At 72.9% G+C, this 13,804-nt stretch carries 18 protein-coding genes and 1 pseudogene; 6 read left to right on the top strand and 13 right to left on the bottom strand.

Annotation, left to right across the window (positions count from 1 at the left end; genetic code table 11):
- The 4 genes from QQZ14_RS22675 (at position 1) to QQZ14_RS22690 (ending at position 3,319) form a co-directional block, all read left to right on the top strand.
- Positions 1-990 (top strand): SIS domain-containing protein, encoded by a 990-nt coding sequence (locus QQZ14_RS22675; protein ID WP_284536696.1) that lies wholly within the window; start codon positions 1-3, stop codon positions 988-990.
- A complete protein-coding gene (locus QQZ14_RS22680) occupies positions 987-1,934 on the top strand; it encodes a carbohydrate kinase family protein (RefSeq protein ID WP_284536697.1) in 948 nt (315 codons plus the stop codon). The genes QQZ14_RS22675 and QQZ14_RS22680 overlap by 4 nt, the downstream gene beginning before the upstream one ends.
- 184 nt (positions 1,935-2,118) lie before the next feature.
- A complete protein-coding gene (locus QQZ14_RS22685) occupies positions 2,119-2,643 on the top strand; it encodes a GNAT family N-acetyltransferase (protein WP_446740517.1) in 525 nt (174 codons plus the stop codon).
- 19 nt (positions 2,644-2,662) lie between these two features.
- Positions 2,663-3,319, top strand: coding sequence for an SDR family oxidoreductase (locus QQZ14_RS22690; RefSeq protein ID WP_284536699.1), 657 nt, complete (start codon positions 2,663-2,665; stop codon positions 3,317-3,319).
- A gap of 34 nt (positions 3,320-3,353) precedes the next feature.
- On the opposite strand, the gene QQZ14_RS22695 is transcribed toward QQZ14_RS22690, so the two are convergent.
- The 3 genes from QQZ14_RS22695 to QQZ14_RS22705 are packed head-to-tail and all read right to left on the bottom strand — an operon-like array spanning position 3,354 to position 5,613.
- The gene (locus tag QQZ14_RS22695) at positions 3,354-4,526 is read right to left on the bottom strand and encodes an NAD(P)/FAD-dependent oxidoreductase (RefSeq protein ID WP_284536700.1); all 1,173 of its coding nucleotides are present in this window, start codon (positions 4,524-4,526) and stop codon (positions 3,354-3,356) included.
- Positions 4,523-5,158 (bottom strand): GTP cyclohydrolase I FolE, encoded by a 636-nt coding sequence (gene folE / locus QQZ14_RS22700; RefSeq protein ID WP_284536701.1) that lies wholly within the window; start codon positions 5,156-5,158, stop codon positions 4,523-4,525. The genes QQZ14_RS22695 and folE overlap by 4 nt, the downstream gene beginning before the upstream one ends.
- An 8-nt stretch (positions 5,159-5,166) precedes the next feature.
- Entirely contained in the window at positions 5,167-5,613 is a 447-nt protein-coding gene (locus QQZ14_RS22705; RefSeq protein ID WP_284536702.1) for a hypothetical protein, read from the bottom strand.
- Positions 5,614-5,707: 94 nt separating this feature from the next.
- Here QQZ14_RS22705 and QQZ14_RS22710 point away from each other — a divergent pair, with 94 nt between their 5' ends.
- Positions 5,708-6,388, top strand: a complete 681-nt coding sequence (locus QQZ14_RS22710) for a helix-turn-helix transcriptional regulator (RefSeq protein ID WP_284536703.1) — start codon at positions 5,708-5,710, stop codon at positions 6,386-6,388.
- 116 nt (positions 6,389-6,504) lie between these two features.
- Here QQZ14_RS22710 and QQZ14_RS22715 read toward each other — a convergent pair whose 3' ends face one another.
- From QQZ14_RS22715 to QQZ14_RS22725, 3 genes are read right to left on the bottom strand one after another with little or no spacing between them, the layout of a single operon-like run.
- Positions 6,505-7,119, bottom strand: coding sequence for an energy-coupling factor transporter transmembrane component T family protein (locus QQZ14_RS22715; RefSeq protein ID WP_284536704.1), 615 nt, complete (start codon positions 7,117-7,119; stop codon positions 6,505-6,507).
- On the bottom strand, positions 7,116-7,808 hold the full coding sequence (locus QQZ14_RS22720; RefSeq protein ID WP_284536705.1) for an energy-coupling factor ABC transporter ATP-binding protein: 693 nt from the start codon (positions 7,806-7,808) through the stop codon (positions 7,116-7,118). Before QQZ14_RS22720 ends, QQZ14_RS22715 begins: the two co-directional genes overlap by 4 nt.
- 7 nt (positions 7,809-7,815) lie before the next feature.
- Positions 7,816-8,433 carry a biotin transporter BioY gene (locus QQZ14_RS22725; protein WP_284536706.1) on the bottom strand — a complete coding sequence of 206 codons (618 nt, stop codon included), beginning with the start codon at positions 8,431-8,433 and terminating at the stop codon, positions 7,816-7,818.
- Positions 8,434-8,558: 125 nt separating this feature from the next.
- Here QQZ14_RS22725 and QQZ14_RS22730 point away from each other — a divergent pair, with 125 nt between their 5' ends.
- Positions 8,559-9,116 (top strand): TetR/AcrR family transcriptional regulator C-terminal domain-containing protein, encoded by a 558-nt coding sequence (locus QQZ14_RS22730; protein ID WP_284536707.1) that lies wholly within the window; start codon positions 8,559-8,561, stop codon positions 9,114-9,116.
- A gap of 61 nt (positions 9,117-9,177) precedes the next feature.
- On the opposite strand, the gene QQZ14_RS22735 is transcribed toward QQZ14_RS22730, so the two are convergent.
- From QQZ14_RS22735 to QQZ14_RS22765, 7 genes and pseudogenes are all read right to left on the bottom strand, one after another.
- Positions 9,178-9,780, bottom strand: coding sequence for a pentapeptide repeat-containing protein (locus tag QQZ14_RS22735; protein ID WP_284536708.1), 603 nt, complete (start codon positions 9,778-9,780; stop codon positions 9,178-9,180).
- A complete protein-coding gene (locus tag QQZ14_RS22740) occupies positions 9,777-10,046 on the bottom strand; it encodes a DUF2087 domain-containing protein (protein WP_284536709.1) in 270 nt (89 codons plus the stop codon). Before QQZ14_RS22740 ends, QQZ14_RS22735 begins: the two co-directional genes overlap by 4 nt.
- The gene (locus QQZ14_RS22745; RefSeq protein WP_284536710.1) at positions 10,043-10,612 is read right to left on the bottom strand and encodes a M23 family metallopeptidase; all 570 of its coding nucleotides are present in this window, start codon (positions 10,610-10,612) and stop codon (positions 10,043-10,045) included. Before QQZ14_RS22745 ends, QQZ14_RS22740 begins: the two co-directional genes overlap by 4 nt.
- 4 nt (positions 10,613-10,616) lie before the next feature.
- Positions 10,617-11,138: a 2'-5' RNA ligase family protein gene (locus tag QQZ14_RS22750; protein WP_284536711.1), complete on the bottom strand. Its 522-nt coding sequence runs from the start codon at positions 11,136-11,138 to the stop codon at positions 10,617-10,619.
- 34 nt (positions 11,139-11,172) lie between these two features.
- Complete coding sequence (locus tag QQZ14_RS22755; protein ID WP_284536712.1) at positions 11,173-11,898, bottom strand: peroxiredoxin; 726 nt, start codon at positions 11,896-11,898, stop codon at positions 11,173-11,175.
- A gap of 80 nt (positions 11,899-11,978) precedes the next feature.
- Positions 11,979-13,018, bottom strand: a pseudogene (locus tag QQZ14_RS22760) (SLAC1 anion channel family protein).
- Between the two features lie 98 nt (positions 13,019-13,116).
- Positions 13,117-13,791 carry a DUF6518 family protein gene (locus QQZ14_RS22765; protein WP_284536713.1) on the bottom strand — a complete coding sequence of 225 codons (675 nt, stop codon included), beginning with the start codon at positions 13,789-13,791 and terminating at the stop codon, positions 13,117-13,119.
- Positions 13,792-13,804 lie beyond the last annotated feature (13 nt).

Here is a 13,804-nt window from a genome sequence, read left to right on the forward strand (position 1 = left end):
ATGCGATTCCCCGACGGCATCGAGGCACAGCCGGAGGTGCTGCGGACCAGTGCGGCGTCCGTGCGCGGCACGCTCGACCACATCGCGCCGCTCGACGAGGGTGCCGTGGTCGCGCTCGTGGGCATCGGCGCCAGCGAGCACGTGGCGAGGAGCGCTGCTCCGGTCTGGCGCAGGCTCGGCCTCAGGGCGTTCGCGCTCTCCGCCACCGAGCTCGCGGACGCGCCCGGTCGTGTCGCCGACGTCGTGGTCGCGATGAGCGAGTCCGGGCGTAGCACCGAGACCGTGGCGGCGCTCGAGAGCACGAGCGGCCGACGGATCGCGATCACGAACTTCGCCGACTCCCCGCTCGCCGGCCTGGTCGACGAGGTCATCGCCCTCGAGAGCGGGCCGGACAGCCCGGTGTACACGACCGGGTACACCGCGACCCTGCAGGCCATCGGGCTGCTCGGCGAGCACTGGGCGGGACGGGGATCCGACTGGTCCGCGCTGCCGGACCAGGCGGGGCGGGTGATCGCCGACGCGAGGCCGCTCGTCGACTCGGTCGTGCAGCGGTTCGACGAGGCCAGGATCATCGACGTCGTCGGGTCCGGCGCATCGCTGACGACGGCGGGCGAGGGCGCGCTGCTCCTGCGCGAGGCCGCTCGTGCCCTCACCGCTGCTCACGAGACCCACAACTACCTGCACGGGCCGATGGAGCCGCTCGACCCGAGCGTCGCCTGCGTCGTCGTCGGTGCAGGGCGGGAGCTCCGGCTTGCTCGAGAGGTGAGCGACCTCGGCTGCTGCACGCTCTTGGTCACGACCGACACCGACGTGGAGGGCGGCGACGGGCTCATCCCGATCCGGCTCCCCGAGCCGGCCTCGTCCCTCGCCCGCAGCGTGCTGGAGATCCTTCCGCTGCAGCTGCTCGGCTGGAGCCTGGCGAGTCGGCGAGGGCTGCGTGCGGACGGCTTCCGCTACCACCAGGACGACATCAAGCTGGGCAGCCGATGACCCGATCGGTCCATGTGCTCGGCAACGTCCAGCTCGACGTGATCGCCAGCCCGGTCACGCGGCTGCCGGACCCGGGGGGCGACGACGTCATCGACCACATCGCGGTCCGGCCGGCCGGGGCCGCCGGCAACGTCTCGCTCGCGCTGGCAGCGCTCGAGGTGCCGCACCGCCTGTTCGGTGCCGTCGGGGACGACCAGGCGGGACGCTGGGTCGCCGACGAGCTGCACCGGGCCGGCCTCGGGGGCGACCTGCAGGTGGTCGCCGGCCAGGAGACGGGCATCTCGATCGCCCTCGAGGCACCCGGTCGCGAGCGGGCCTTCCTCACTGCACACGGGGTGCTGGCGGGGTACACCCGAGACGACGTCCCGGCCGAGGCGACAGCGGCGGACATCGTGATGCTGACCGGCTACTTCTCGCTGCCGGGGCTTCGCGGTACGGGCACGCTCGACCTGCTCGGTCGCGCCCGCGCCGGCGGTGCGCTCACCGTCTTCGACACCGGCTGGGATCCCGACAACTGGAGTGGCGGCGCCGGGCAGGAGGTCCTGGCGATCCTGCCGTCGGTCGACATCTTCCTGCCGAACGAGCCCGAGGCCCAGGCCCTGACCGGTGAGCCCGACTCGGAGACGGCTGCGGAGTCCCTGCAGCGACGCTGCGGCGGATGGGTCGTCGTCAAGCTCGCCGAGCGCGGGCTGGTCGCCCGCGGACCGGAGGGGGCGCGGCTCCGGATCGCCGCGCCGCAGGTCGTCGCGAAGGACACCACCGGAGCCGGGGACAGCCTGGCCGCGGGGATGCTGGCCGAGCTCGTCGAGCATGACGACATGTCACGAGCGCTGGCGACCGGCGTACGCGTGGCGTCCACGGTGATCGGACGCGACTCGCTGGCGCGGTACCCCGCTCGCGACGAGCTCCTGCTCGGTGCCGGACCACTCACCGCACCGTCCTGACCCCACGACCGCAACCGACGTCGCGAGCCCGGTCGGGCCGGGTCCCGAGTCCTGAGGGTCGGGCCCTTGTGCCCTGCGCGCCGGGGCCGGTGGGCGGGACGCTGGCGGGTGGACCGGGTGTCGGGCCGGGGTCCGAGGCCGGCCCGCTGCCCGTCCGGTCCGTCGTCGTTGTGGCAGGGTCGGGATCGTGCTGCGTCGCTGTCACACCGCTGAGCTGACCGCGTCCGAGCTCGCCGGGGCCCGGGCGCTCCTGGACCTGGCCTTCCGCGACTTCACCGACCACGACTGGGCACACGCCCTCGGCGGCATGCACGCGCTGGTCGTCGAGGAGGGCCGCCTGCTCGCCCACGGATCCCTGGTGGCACGGCGGGTCCACCACGGCGGGTGGTCGCTGCGCTGCGGGTACGTCGAGGCCGTCGCCGTCCACCCCGACGCCCGCCGACGAGGGCTGGCGTCGCAGGTCATGGCCTCGCTGGAGGAGCTCGCGCCGGCGTACGACCTGCTGGCGCTGAGTGCCTCGGAGCTCGGCATCCCGCTCTACCTCTCCCGTGGCTGGCAGCGGTGGCGTGGGTCGTCGTACGTCCTGGCGGCCGACGGCCCGACGCCGACGCCCGAGGACGACGACTCGATCTACGTGCTGCCCGGCAGTGCTCGGCTCGACCTCGACGCGCCGATCGCCTGCGACTGGCGCGACGGCGACGTCTGGTGAACGGCCTAGGCTGAGCCGCATGAGCCGTCCCGTGATCGTGGTCGTCGGAGCAGGACCGGGCGTCAGCGGGTCGGTGGCCCGCGCGTTCGCCCGCGAGGGGTACGACGTGGCGCTGCTGGGCATCGACGAGGCCCAGCTCCTCACCCTGGCCGGCCAGTGCGAGCAGCTCGGCGCGACGGTCGGCCATGCGGTGGCCGACCTGACCGACGCCGCCGCGGCCACCGCCGCGATCCGCCGCTTTGGAGAGCACACGGAGCGGGTCGACGTCCTGCACTTCAACCCCAGCGCCTACCGCGAGAAGGACCCGCTCGAGCTCACCGTGCCCGAGCTGCTCGAGGACGTGACGCTCGGCGTCGGTGCGCTGCTGGTGGTGGTGCAGGCGGCCCGGCCGTTCATGTCCGCCGGCGGTCGGGTGACGGCGACCGGCAGCATGGCCGCCGACCAGCCCTCGCACCGCGCCGCGTCGCTCGGCGTGCAGAAGGCCGGCCTGCGCAACCTCGTGCAGAGCCTCGACGCGACGCTCGCGCCCGACGGCATCCGCGCGGTCTCGGTGACGGTCCGGGGCACGCTCGCCAAGGAGGGGCCGTTCACCCCCGACCGGGTCGCGGAGGCGATCCTTGCCGCCGCCCGGCAGGACGAGACCGACTGGCGCTCCGAGATCCCGTACACGGGCTGAGCCTCGACCTCGATTCGCCGACGAGGCTCAGGGGCTACCCCAGATCGGCCACCCGTGCCCCGACGGCCGTCCGCAGCGAGTCGCTCGCGGACCAGTCGTTGACGTGCATCGCGGCGACCACGGTGCCGCTCGCGACCCAGAACGCCCGGAAGACCCGGCCCGCGACGTCGCCGCGGAGCACGACCTCGTCGTAGCCGTCCGGGCCGACGGCGCCGACGTACTCCATGCCGAGGTCGTACTGGTCGGTGAAGAAGTACGGCAGGTCCCGCAGCTCGTCGTCGACGCCGGCCATCGTGTGCCCGGCGACCCGGCCCTGCCGGATCGCGTTGTCCCAGTGCTCGACCCGCAGCGACCGGCCGAGCACGGGGTGGCGGGCACGCGCGACATCGCCCGCGGCGAACACGTCGGGGTGGGAGGCGCGCATCCGCTCGTCGACCACGATCCCGTCGTCGACGGCGAGGCCGGCGGCCTCGGCGAGCGCGACGTCGGGGGCGGCCCCGATGCCCACCACCAGCAGGTCGGCGACGACGTCGCCGCCGGCGACCTCCATCCTGGCCCGGGGCCCGTCGGCCTCGATCGCGCCGACATGGGCGCCGAGGCGGAGGTCCACGCCGTGCTCGCGGTGCAGGTCGGCGAAGACCGCCCCCACCTCGGGTCCGAGCACGCGCAGCAGCGGCTGCTCCAGCGACTCGAGCACGGTGACCTCCGCTCCGGCGGTCCGGGCGGCGGCGGCGACCTCGAGGCCGAGGAAGCCGCCGCCGAGGATCGCGACCCGCCGGCCCGCGGCGAGCGCCGAGCGGATCCGGTCGCTGTCCTCGCGGGTGCGCAGGTACGCGATCGGGGCGCCGCTCTCGTCGGCGGACCGGAGGTGCCGCGGCGAGGCGCCGGTGGCGAGCAGCAGCCTGTCGTAGGGCTGGGTCGCGCCGCCGGCGGTGACCGTGTGCGCGTCCGGGTCCACCGACTCGACGCGACAGCTCGTGCGCACCTCGACATCGTGCTCGGCGTACCACGCCGGCGGGTGGACGAGCAGGCTGTCGGCGTCCTTCTCGCCGGCGAGGTAGCCCTTGGAGAGGGCGGGCCGCTCGTAGGGCAGGTGCGGCTCCGCGGCGTAGACGACCACCCCGCCGTCGTACGCCGAGTCGCGCAGCGCGGCCGCGGCCGTGGCCGCAGCCAGTCCGCCGCCGACGATCACGATGGGCGCGCTCATGGCCGACCGCCCTGCTCGCGCGCCAGCGAGAGGAACTCCGCGCGCGCGGCGGCGTCCCGCAGGCTGCCGCGGAGCGCCGAGGTGACCGTGCGGGTGCCGGGGGCGCGGGCACCCCGCAGGCTCATGCAGGTGTGCTCCGCCTCGATCACGACGCCCACGCCGCGCGGGTGCAGGTGGGTGGTCAGCTGCTCGGCGACCTGGGTGGTGAGCCGCTCCTGGGTCTGCGGGCGCCGGGCCACCAGGTCGACCAGTCGCGCGAACTTCGACAGGCCGAGGATCCGCTCGTCGGGCAGGTAGCCGACGTGCGCGACCCCCACGAACGGCAGCATGTGGTGCTCGCAGATCGACCGCACCGGGATGTTGGCCACGAGCACGAGCTCGTCGTACCCCTCGGTGTTGGGGAACGTCGTCAGGTCGACGTCCGGGCCGCTGGTCAGCTCGTGGTACGCCGCCGCCAGCCGTCGTGGCGTCTCCGCCATCCCGTCCGTGTCCAGGTCGAGGCCGAGGGCACGAAGCAGGTCGGCGGCGGCCTGCTCGGCCGCGGCCAGGTCGACCTCGCTCGCCGGCGGGGACACCCGCGGGCGCCAGCGGGCCGCGGCCTCGTGCGCGGCGTTGCTCATCGACAGGCTCATCGGTTGGCTCATCGAAGGGTCCAGCCGCGGCGGCCGGGGGTGGTGGCCAGCTGAGCGAGCGCGAGCGCCCCGACGAGCAGACCGAAGTCGCGCAGCGCGATGTCGTAGTAGTCGCCCATCGACACGAGATCGACGATGATGCCGGCCAGCCAGAGCGCGACGACGTACCCACCGATCCGCGGTGCGAGCGCCACCAGCACGCCGGCCACCACCTCGATCACTCCGACGAGCAGCATCGCGTCGTGGCCGGAGCCCGGGACGAGGTCGTTGATCCACGGCGCCAGGTAGTCGTCCCAGTCGGTGAGCAGGCCGGCGAACTTGTCCAGGCCGAAGGCGATCGGCGCGACGGTGAAGACCGTGTGCAGCAGCAGGTAGGCGCGCTGGGCGCCGGGGTCGGCGGCGGGGTCGGCCGTGGCTGCTCTCGATGAGGTGGTGGGGATGTGGGTGTCGGGCATCGGAGGCTCCGTCTCTAAAGGACTGTTGCTTTGACGTTAGAGATGCGATGCTTCTTTTGTCAATGGATCGTTCTCTTAGAGATAGGGTCGGCTCGTGAGCCAGGACTTCGAGGCCGCGGTGAGCGGGGTGGGTGCGCTGGTCGAGCCCGCCCGCCGGGCCCTCTACCTGTACGCCGCGGCGCAGCCGGAGCCGGTCAGCCGCGAGCAGGCCGCGGCCGCGTGCGAGCTGCCGCTGCACTCGGCGAAGTTCCACCTCGACCGGCTGGTCGCCGAGGGGCTGCTCGAGGTGGAGTACCGCCGGCTCTCCGGCCGCACCGGGCCGGGCGCGGGCCGCCCGTCGAAGCTCTACCGCCGGGCCGACCGCGAGGTCTCGGTCACGCTGCCGGAGCGCCACTACGACCTGGTCGGCGACGTCCTGGCCGCGGCGATCGACGAGTCGACCCGCAGCGGCGTCCCGGTCCAGCAGGCGGTGGTGACGGTCGCGGCGCAGCGCGGACGGGCGATGGCGGCGACGGCCGAGACCCGCGTCGGCGGAGATCTGGACCGGACGGCGGACGTGCTCGCCGGCCACGGCTACGAGCCGCAGCAGCGTGAAGACACCCTGTGTCTGTCCAACTGTCCCTTCGACCGGCTCGCCCGCGACCACGTCGAGCTGGTGTGCGGGATGAACCTCGGCCTGGTCGGCGGCGTGCTGGACGGCCTGGGCGCCGAGTCGCTCGACGCGGTGCTCGAGCCCGAGCCGGGGCTGTGCTGCGTGAAGGTCCGCCCGCGCTGACCATCCAGGTTGACCCGCCCGAAACTTTCGGGCGGGTCAACATGATTTGTCGACATCTTGCGTTGAGCCGTCGTGAACTTTCGGGCGGGTCAACGGTGTCGTTGGTCGGGCTCGGCTCAGTCGTCCCCGACGCCGCGGGCGGCGAGGGCGTCGCCGGTCTCGTGGGCGCGGGCGACCACCCGGATCACGAACGGCGTGAGGTAGGCCCGCGGGTGCCGGCCGAGCCCGCGGGCGCGGGCCGCGTCGCGGGTCTCGAGCGCGAGGGCGACCGTCCCGGGGAGCGCCTGGACGGCCAGCCCGATGGTCATCGCGACCCGGTCGGGGTCGACACCGATCCGGCGCAGCGGGGAGATCCAGCGCACCAGGGAGTCGAGGATCGCGTTGACCGGCGTCGTCGCCGAGACCGCGATCGCGGCGAGCGCGAGGGAGACCAGGTCGAGGAGGGTCTCGACGGCCTTCGCCGGTCCGCTGACCCACCACTGGACGGCGCCGGCGATGACGGCGATGAGGAGGACGCTGCGTGTGGTCCGCGCCAGCATCCGCAGGCCGATCCGGCCGACCAGGGCCAGCGCCACTGCGACCGCGAGGAACACGACGGCCGCTCGGGCGTCCCGCACGGCCACGATCGTGAGGGAGAGGACGCCGAGGCCGCCGAGCTTGGCGCCGACCGGCAGCCGGTGGAGCAGGGACGTCCCCGGCTGGTAGACCCCGACGAGCAGCGGGTTGCTCACGCGGTCACGCTCTGCAGGTAGTGGTCGACGGCCGCGTCGGCCGGACCGTCGTACCGCACCGCCGCGTCGGCGACCACGAGCACGCGGTCGCAGCGCCGGGCCAGGTCGAGGTCGTGGGTGACGAGCACGACCTGCTGGTCCAGGCCGAACAGCAGGTCGGCGACCCGCCTCGTGTTGGCCAGGTCGAGCAGCGTCGTCGGCTCGTCGGCGACCAGCACCGCCGGCTCGACGGCGAGCACGCCCGCCAGGGCCAGCAGCTGCTTCTGGCCGCCCGAGAGCGCGTGCACGCTGACGTCGGCGTGCTCGGCCAGACCGTGCCGGGTGAGCACGTCGAGGGCCCGCTGACGGCGCTGCCGGGCGTCCTTGACGGTCCGTCGCAGCGACAGCTCGACGTCCTCGACACAGGTCGGCATCACCAGCTGGGCCGCCGGATCGGTGAAGCAGAACCCGACCCGGCGGCGTACCTCGCGGCCCTGGCGAGTGACGTCGTACCCGTCGACCACCACCTGGCCGGTCGACGGTGTGACGAGGCCGTTGATCATCCGGGCGAGCGTGGACTTGCCAGATCCGTTCGCCCCGATCACGCCGATCCGTCGTTCGACGAGCTCGACCGTCGTGGGCTCGAGGATGACCCGAGGGCCGTCCGGAGCCTCGACGGTCAGGCCGGCAGCATCGAAGACGATCGGCACGGCGCGGTCAGCCGCGCCGCAGCAGCTGCGGGAACGCCTTGTGCACCTCGGAGGCCACCAGCGCGACGACGAGGATCTTCACGATGTCGCCCAGCCAGTACGGTGCGTCCCACGTGAAGGCCGTCTGCCACGAGATGTCGAAGAAGACCTTCATGCCGAACGCGCCCGCGAGGTGGTTGATCACCATCCCGGGCACGGCGCACAGGAACACCCAGAGCGCGACGGTGCGACGGGACCCGGCGACGTACTGCACGAGCAGCCCCGTCACGAGAGCGGCGACCGGGAAGGTCCAGAGGTAGCCCGCGCTCGCACTGGTGAAGGTGCCGAGACCCGAGCTGTGCTCGGCGAAGACCGGGAGCCCGGCAGCGCCGAGGCCGAGGTAGAGGCTCACGGCCAGGAATCCGCGCCACGGGCCCAGCAGCGCGCCGGCGAGCATCACGCCGAAGGTCTGGAGGGTGATCGGGACCTGCCCGCCGCCGGCCGGGATGCCGCCGATGTAGGCGCACGCGGCGATCAGCGCGGCGAAGGCCGAGATCAGGGCGATGTCGGTCGTCGAGGACCGCCGGCGCGCGGGCGCGTCCGTCGTGTCGGTGGTCGTGGGGTCGGTCGTCTCGGCCATGGCCATCGTGGGTTCCTTCGGTGTGCGGACACGCACCTGAACGGTGGTCAGGTGAACGGCGTTCAGGTTAGGCTGCGGGTCGCGGGTCGGTCAACGGACCATCGACCCCAGTGGACCAGGAGAGGTGTGACATGCGCTACCACCGCGCGGACGTGGTCGACCGGGCGGTCGGTGTGCTGGACGCCTACGGGCTCGCCGACCTGACCATGCGGCGCCTCGGCTCCGAGCTCGGCGTCCAGCCCAGCGCGCTCTACCACCACTTCGCCAACAAGCAGACCCTGCTGGCCGCCGTCGCCGACGAGGTGCTGGCGCGCGGCACGCACGCACCGCGCCCGGCCGCCTGGGACGACCGGGTCGCCGCCGTCTGTGGGGAGCTGCGCGACGCGATGCTGGCCTACCGCGACGGCGCCGAGCTGGTGGCCACGGCGTACTCCTTCGGGCTCGGCGCCGCCGGGCCGTACGACGAGCTGGTCGCCGCTCTCGCGGACGGTGGCCTGGACCCGGCGCTGGTGCCGACGGCGGCGCGCACGCTGCTGCACTTCGTGTTCGGTCACGTCACCGACGAGCAGACGCACCTGCAGGCGGGCTCGGCCGGTGCGATCGACGACCAGCCGCGGGAGTCGTCGGACTTCGCGCTCGGGCTCGGCCTCGTGCTCGACGGGATCAGGCTGCGCCAGCGGGTCGGCTGACCGCGGGACGTCATGCGGACGGAGCAAGCGGTAGCACCCTCCGTATGACCTCCTGGAGCAGCTATGGCTCCACGACCGCTCCGTGCAGTTCGGCGAGCTGCACCGCGCCGACCAGGTCGAGCCTGGTGTTCTTGAGCCGCGCGACCGTGAGGTCGACGCCGGCGAGGTCCGCGCCGCGCAGGTCGACGTCGGTCAGGACGGCCTCGCGCACCGTCGCCCCGGCGAGCCGGGCGCCGCGCAGCGAGGCGCCGGTGAGGTCGCACATCGAGAGGTCCGCCTCGCGCAGGTCGAGGTCCGTGAGGTCCAGGCCGGACAGGTTGGTCCCGCGCAGGCTCACGCCCAGCCACTGGCCGCCGCGCACCGCGAGCGGCCGCATCGTGCACTCCGAGAACACCGAGCCGGTGAGCTTGCAGCCGTCGAGCATCGCGTCGAAGAAGCTGGTGCGCCGGAAGTCGCACGCGACGAACGCCGTCGCCACATGGGTGGAGGAGTTGAAGCGGCAGTTGTGGAACGTGCAGCCCTCGAACGTCGCCCCCCTGGTGACCGTCTCGCTGAGGTCGACCTCGGTGAACGTGACGCCGACGTGCGACGCCGCGCCGAGGTCCTCGCCGTACCAGTCCAGGCTCTGCAGATGCTTGGGGAGGTGCTGTGGCTGCTCGGTCATACCTCGACCGTCCCGCCGCTGCGCCAGTAGACGCCGTCCTCGCGGGTCAGGAAGAGGTTCTCGACCAGGTAGCGGCGCAGTGCGGCGTGGTCGGGGTGGAACCGCTGGAGGATCTCGTTGACCTCGGCCTCGCGATAGCGCTGACCGGGCTCGAAGCTCTGGGCGAGGTGGTCGAGCACGACCAGCAGCTTGGCGTGCTTGGAGGGGATCGTGTGCAGCCGCCCCTCGTCGGTGAGGAACGCGCGCAGCACGCGGTCGTCGCTCACCGGGACTCCCGTCGCGGCGTCAGTGCCAGCAGCGCGCGCGGCTTGACCGCGGTCGAGAGCCCACCGCCGACCGCGCGCCTCTCGAAGTGGAGGTGGCAGCCGTCGGGCGCGCCGCGGTCGTTGGCGCGGGCGAACATCGTGCCCTTCGCGACCATGTCGCCCGGCTTCACGTAGACCTTGCGGGTGTGGCCGATGACGAGGTCGAAGCCCCGCTTGCGGTTGCGCAGCAGCACCGGATTGTCGCCGTACGCCGACCCCAGCGAGTCGTGCGGCATGGCCCGCAGCCGGACCGCGGCGTACAGCGGGGTGCCGCACGGCATCGCGACGTCGAGGCCGTGGTGGAAGCCGCGGTCGTTGCGGCAGCGCGGGTCGGGGGAGTAGTAGGGCGCGGTCGTGCAGCCGAACGGGATCATGATCCGGTGCGCGCCCTTGAACCACGGGGACGTGTAGTGCGTCTTGTCCGTGGTGTAGAAGACCCAGCGCGGGTCGCCCGCGGTGGCCGAGCCCGTCAGTGTGGCGACCAGTGCCAGAGCGAGCAGGAGCGGGGCGACACGTCCGAGGCGCATGGGGTCACGCTAACGGCCAGGACCGACGTACGCCGGTCGCGTGCGGCTCGTACCACGCGAGGTCGAGCCGGGTCGCCCGGCAGCGGGCCGGCAGCACGCCGTCGAGCAGTGCGCGCGTCGAGGCCTCGGTGACGTCCTCGGAGAGCAGGTCGAGGGTGAGGTGCGGCGCGACGTCGCCGTACCTGCCCTCGTACGGCGGGTGCTCGGGGAACTCCGCCGCGAGCCGCGCGGTCAGCTTGCGGAACGGCTCGTCCGGCTCCGGGACGAGGTGGATGATCCCGTCCCGGAACCGGCCGATCCGCTCGAGCACGAAGTCGAACGCCGGCGTCTCGGCCGCGACCGCCGCCACGCGGCGCTCGATGTCGGGCGTGAGCTCGCTCGCGAACGGCCCCAGCGCGGTCACGTGGGCGTGCACGTACGCCGAGTCCGTCGACAGGTACGTCGCGTCGTAGTGGACGGTCCGCGCACGGACGAACTCCTCCAGCGGCGGCACCGGCACCTGGAGCACGCTGTGGCCGGGGAACACCCGCCCACCGTAGGGCGACCCGCGTGCTGCCGCGTCAGCTGGTGCGGATCTTGGTGTCGATGTCGGCCTCGGAGATCTCCTTGGTGCAGAAGAACCAGTCGACGCACTCGACGCCCTCCTCGGTGCCCGCCATCCGGTCCTTGGCGGTGCCGCACGAGCCGGCCGGCGGGACGATGACCCGCTCGCCGGGCCGCCAGTCGGCGGGGGTCGCCACGCCGAAGGCGTCCGCGGTCTGGAGCGCCTTCACCACGCGCAGCAGCTCGTCGAAGTTCCGCCCGAGGCTGAGCGGGTAGTACAGCACCGTGCGGACGATGCCCTGGGGGTCGATCACGAACACGGCTCGCACGGCCTGGGTGGTGGCCTCGCCCGGCATGATCATGCCGTAGAGCGTGGCGACCTTCATGGACACGTCGTCGATGAGCGGGAAGGTCACCTCGACGTTCGATATGTCGCGGAAGGTGATCTTCTCCTTGATCGTGCGCAGCCAGGCGATGTGGCTGTAGAGCCCGTCCACGGAGAGCCCGACGAGCTCGGTGTTGTAGGCCTTGAACTCGTCCTGCATCGTCGCGAATGTCATGAACTCGCTGGTGCACACCGGTGTGAAGTCGGCGGGGTGGGAGAAGAGGATGACCCACGTGCCGGCGTAGTCGCCGGGGAAGTGGATCTCTCCCTGCGTGGTGACCGCGGTGAACTCGGGTGCGGGGTCGCCGATCCTCGGCATCGTGCTGACGGGTGCGGGCTCTGCCACGGGCTGGGTCATGTCTCTCTCTTCCTTCCGGAACGGGTCTGTCACCGCTCACGACCATACCCAGGGGGGTATATGGGCCGACCTGGCCGGGGCTACTCCGGCACGCAGATCTCGCCGCGGACCATGCCGGTCGCCGTCCGCGCGACCAGCAGGGCGACCAGAGCGCTGACGGCGACCAGGAACGCCCATGCGGCGGCGGTGAGGAACCAGCCGTCGATCACGTCGGCCATCACGGTGGTCGCGGCGCTGAGGGCCGCGAGCGGGAATGCGTAGGCCCACCAGGACAGGAAGAACGGCAGCCTGCGGAGCCGGTTCGCCTGTGCGGCGAAGAGCAGGGCGAAGAACAGCGCGGCGTAGTAGAGCACCCGCGGCACCGGGCCGTCGGTGCTCTCCGGGGCGAGCCGGAGGTAGGCGATCGCGGCGACCGCGGGCGGCGCGATCAGCACCGCGAGCGTCGGCAGCAGCCGGGGCGGCACCGGCCGCTCGTGCAGGAACAGCCGGACAGCACCACCGCCAGCAGGGGCAGCCAGAACGTCACCCCGACGGCGAAGAAGAACCACGACACCTCGTCGTCGGCGAACGAGACCCCGGCCAGCGGGACCACGATCATTCCGACGACGGGGATGAACCAGGCCGGGGTGACGTGGTCCGCCGTGAACGTCGGCCGGTTGATCCACGCCGACAGCACGTAGAGCGTCAGCGCCAGCTGCCCGCTCGCACCCACCCACCACAGCGCCTCGGCGAGCGTGGGCGAGATGTGCTGACCGGCGGTGGCGACCAGCAGCATGCCGATGGTGATGGTCGGCACGAACGACAGCCGCACCGGGTGTGCGAGCTCCTCCCGGACGGCGTCCGGGTGGCGGACGAGCTTGGCGAGGTAGGCCAGCAGCACGGCCCCGTAGACGACGAGCGAGAGCCAGAACAGCCCCTTGCCGACCCAGTCCGGGACGTCCAGCACCTCCGCGGCCCGCGCCCAGGCCAACGAGAGCCCGGCCAGACCCATGACCGTGGCGAAGAACGTCACCGGGAAGTGGGCGAGCCGCGGGCCGGTCCCGGTGTCGGGCTCGACGTACGCCGTCGGGGCGGTGCTCCGCTCGGGCGGGTGGCTCTCGGGGACGGTCGGAGTCCGCATGGGTCGACCGTCTCGCTGTGGTGCGAGACGCGGAAGGGTCAAATTGCCCAGGTGCGCGGTGATCGGAGTCTCATCCCACGTGTCCGCGCGCTCGGCGGTCAGAGCACGACGCCGGTCCCCACGAAGCACGCGGCGACCGCGACCGTGAGCGGCGCGCAGAGCACGAGCGCGCCGAGCGTCACCAGCGGGCGGCGCAGCGAGGCGAGGAGCACGGCCACCCCGAGGAGTGCCAGGATCCGGGCCTCGGGCTCGGTGCCGCCGTACGAGAGCTGCCAGAGCTGGAGCGCGTCGCCGAGCAGGAGTGCCGCGCCCAACGCGGTGCCGGGCGCGGCCAACCACGTTGACCGGCCCGCGGCCCAGGCGCCGGCCGCGCCGAGGGTCGACCCGACGAGGATCGCGAGCACCAGCCAGTAGTGCGCGACCGGCGAGGTGACGATGCTCGGATCGTCACCGAGCCAGACGACGCCCGCCACGTAGTAGGCCTCGACGGCCACGCCGAGCATCACCACGCCGCTGGCCGCGGCCGTGGCCGCGCCGGTGCGCAGGACCAGAGTGAGGAGCGCGCCGAGCACGAAGGGCGCGATCGCCCAGCCCGCGCAGGAGTTGGCGACCGTGGCCCATGGCCCGGGACTGTTGATGTTCCACCACAGGTCGCCCACGCCGAGCAGCACGCCCGCCGCGGCGGAGATGGGTACGGCGGCGGCCGCACGCGGCCACGAGACGGTGGGGGAGACGGGGGTGGTGGCGAGGCCGGGCGCCTGCATCGTGGTCATGGCCACGAGCCTG

The sequence above is a fragment of the Nocardioides sp. T2.26MG-1 genome, assembly GCF_950101795.1.
Classification (GTDB): domain Bacteria; phylum Actinomycetota; class Actinomycetes; order Propionibacteriales; family Nocardioidaceae; genus Nocardioides.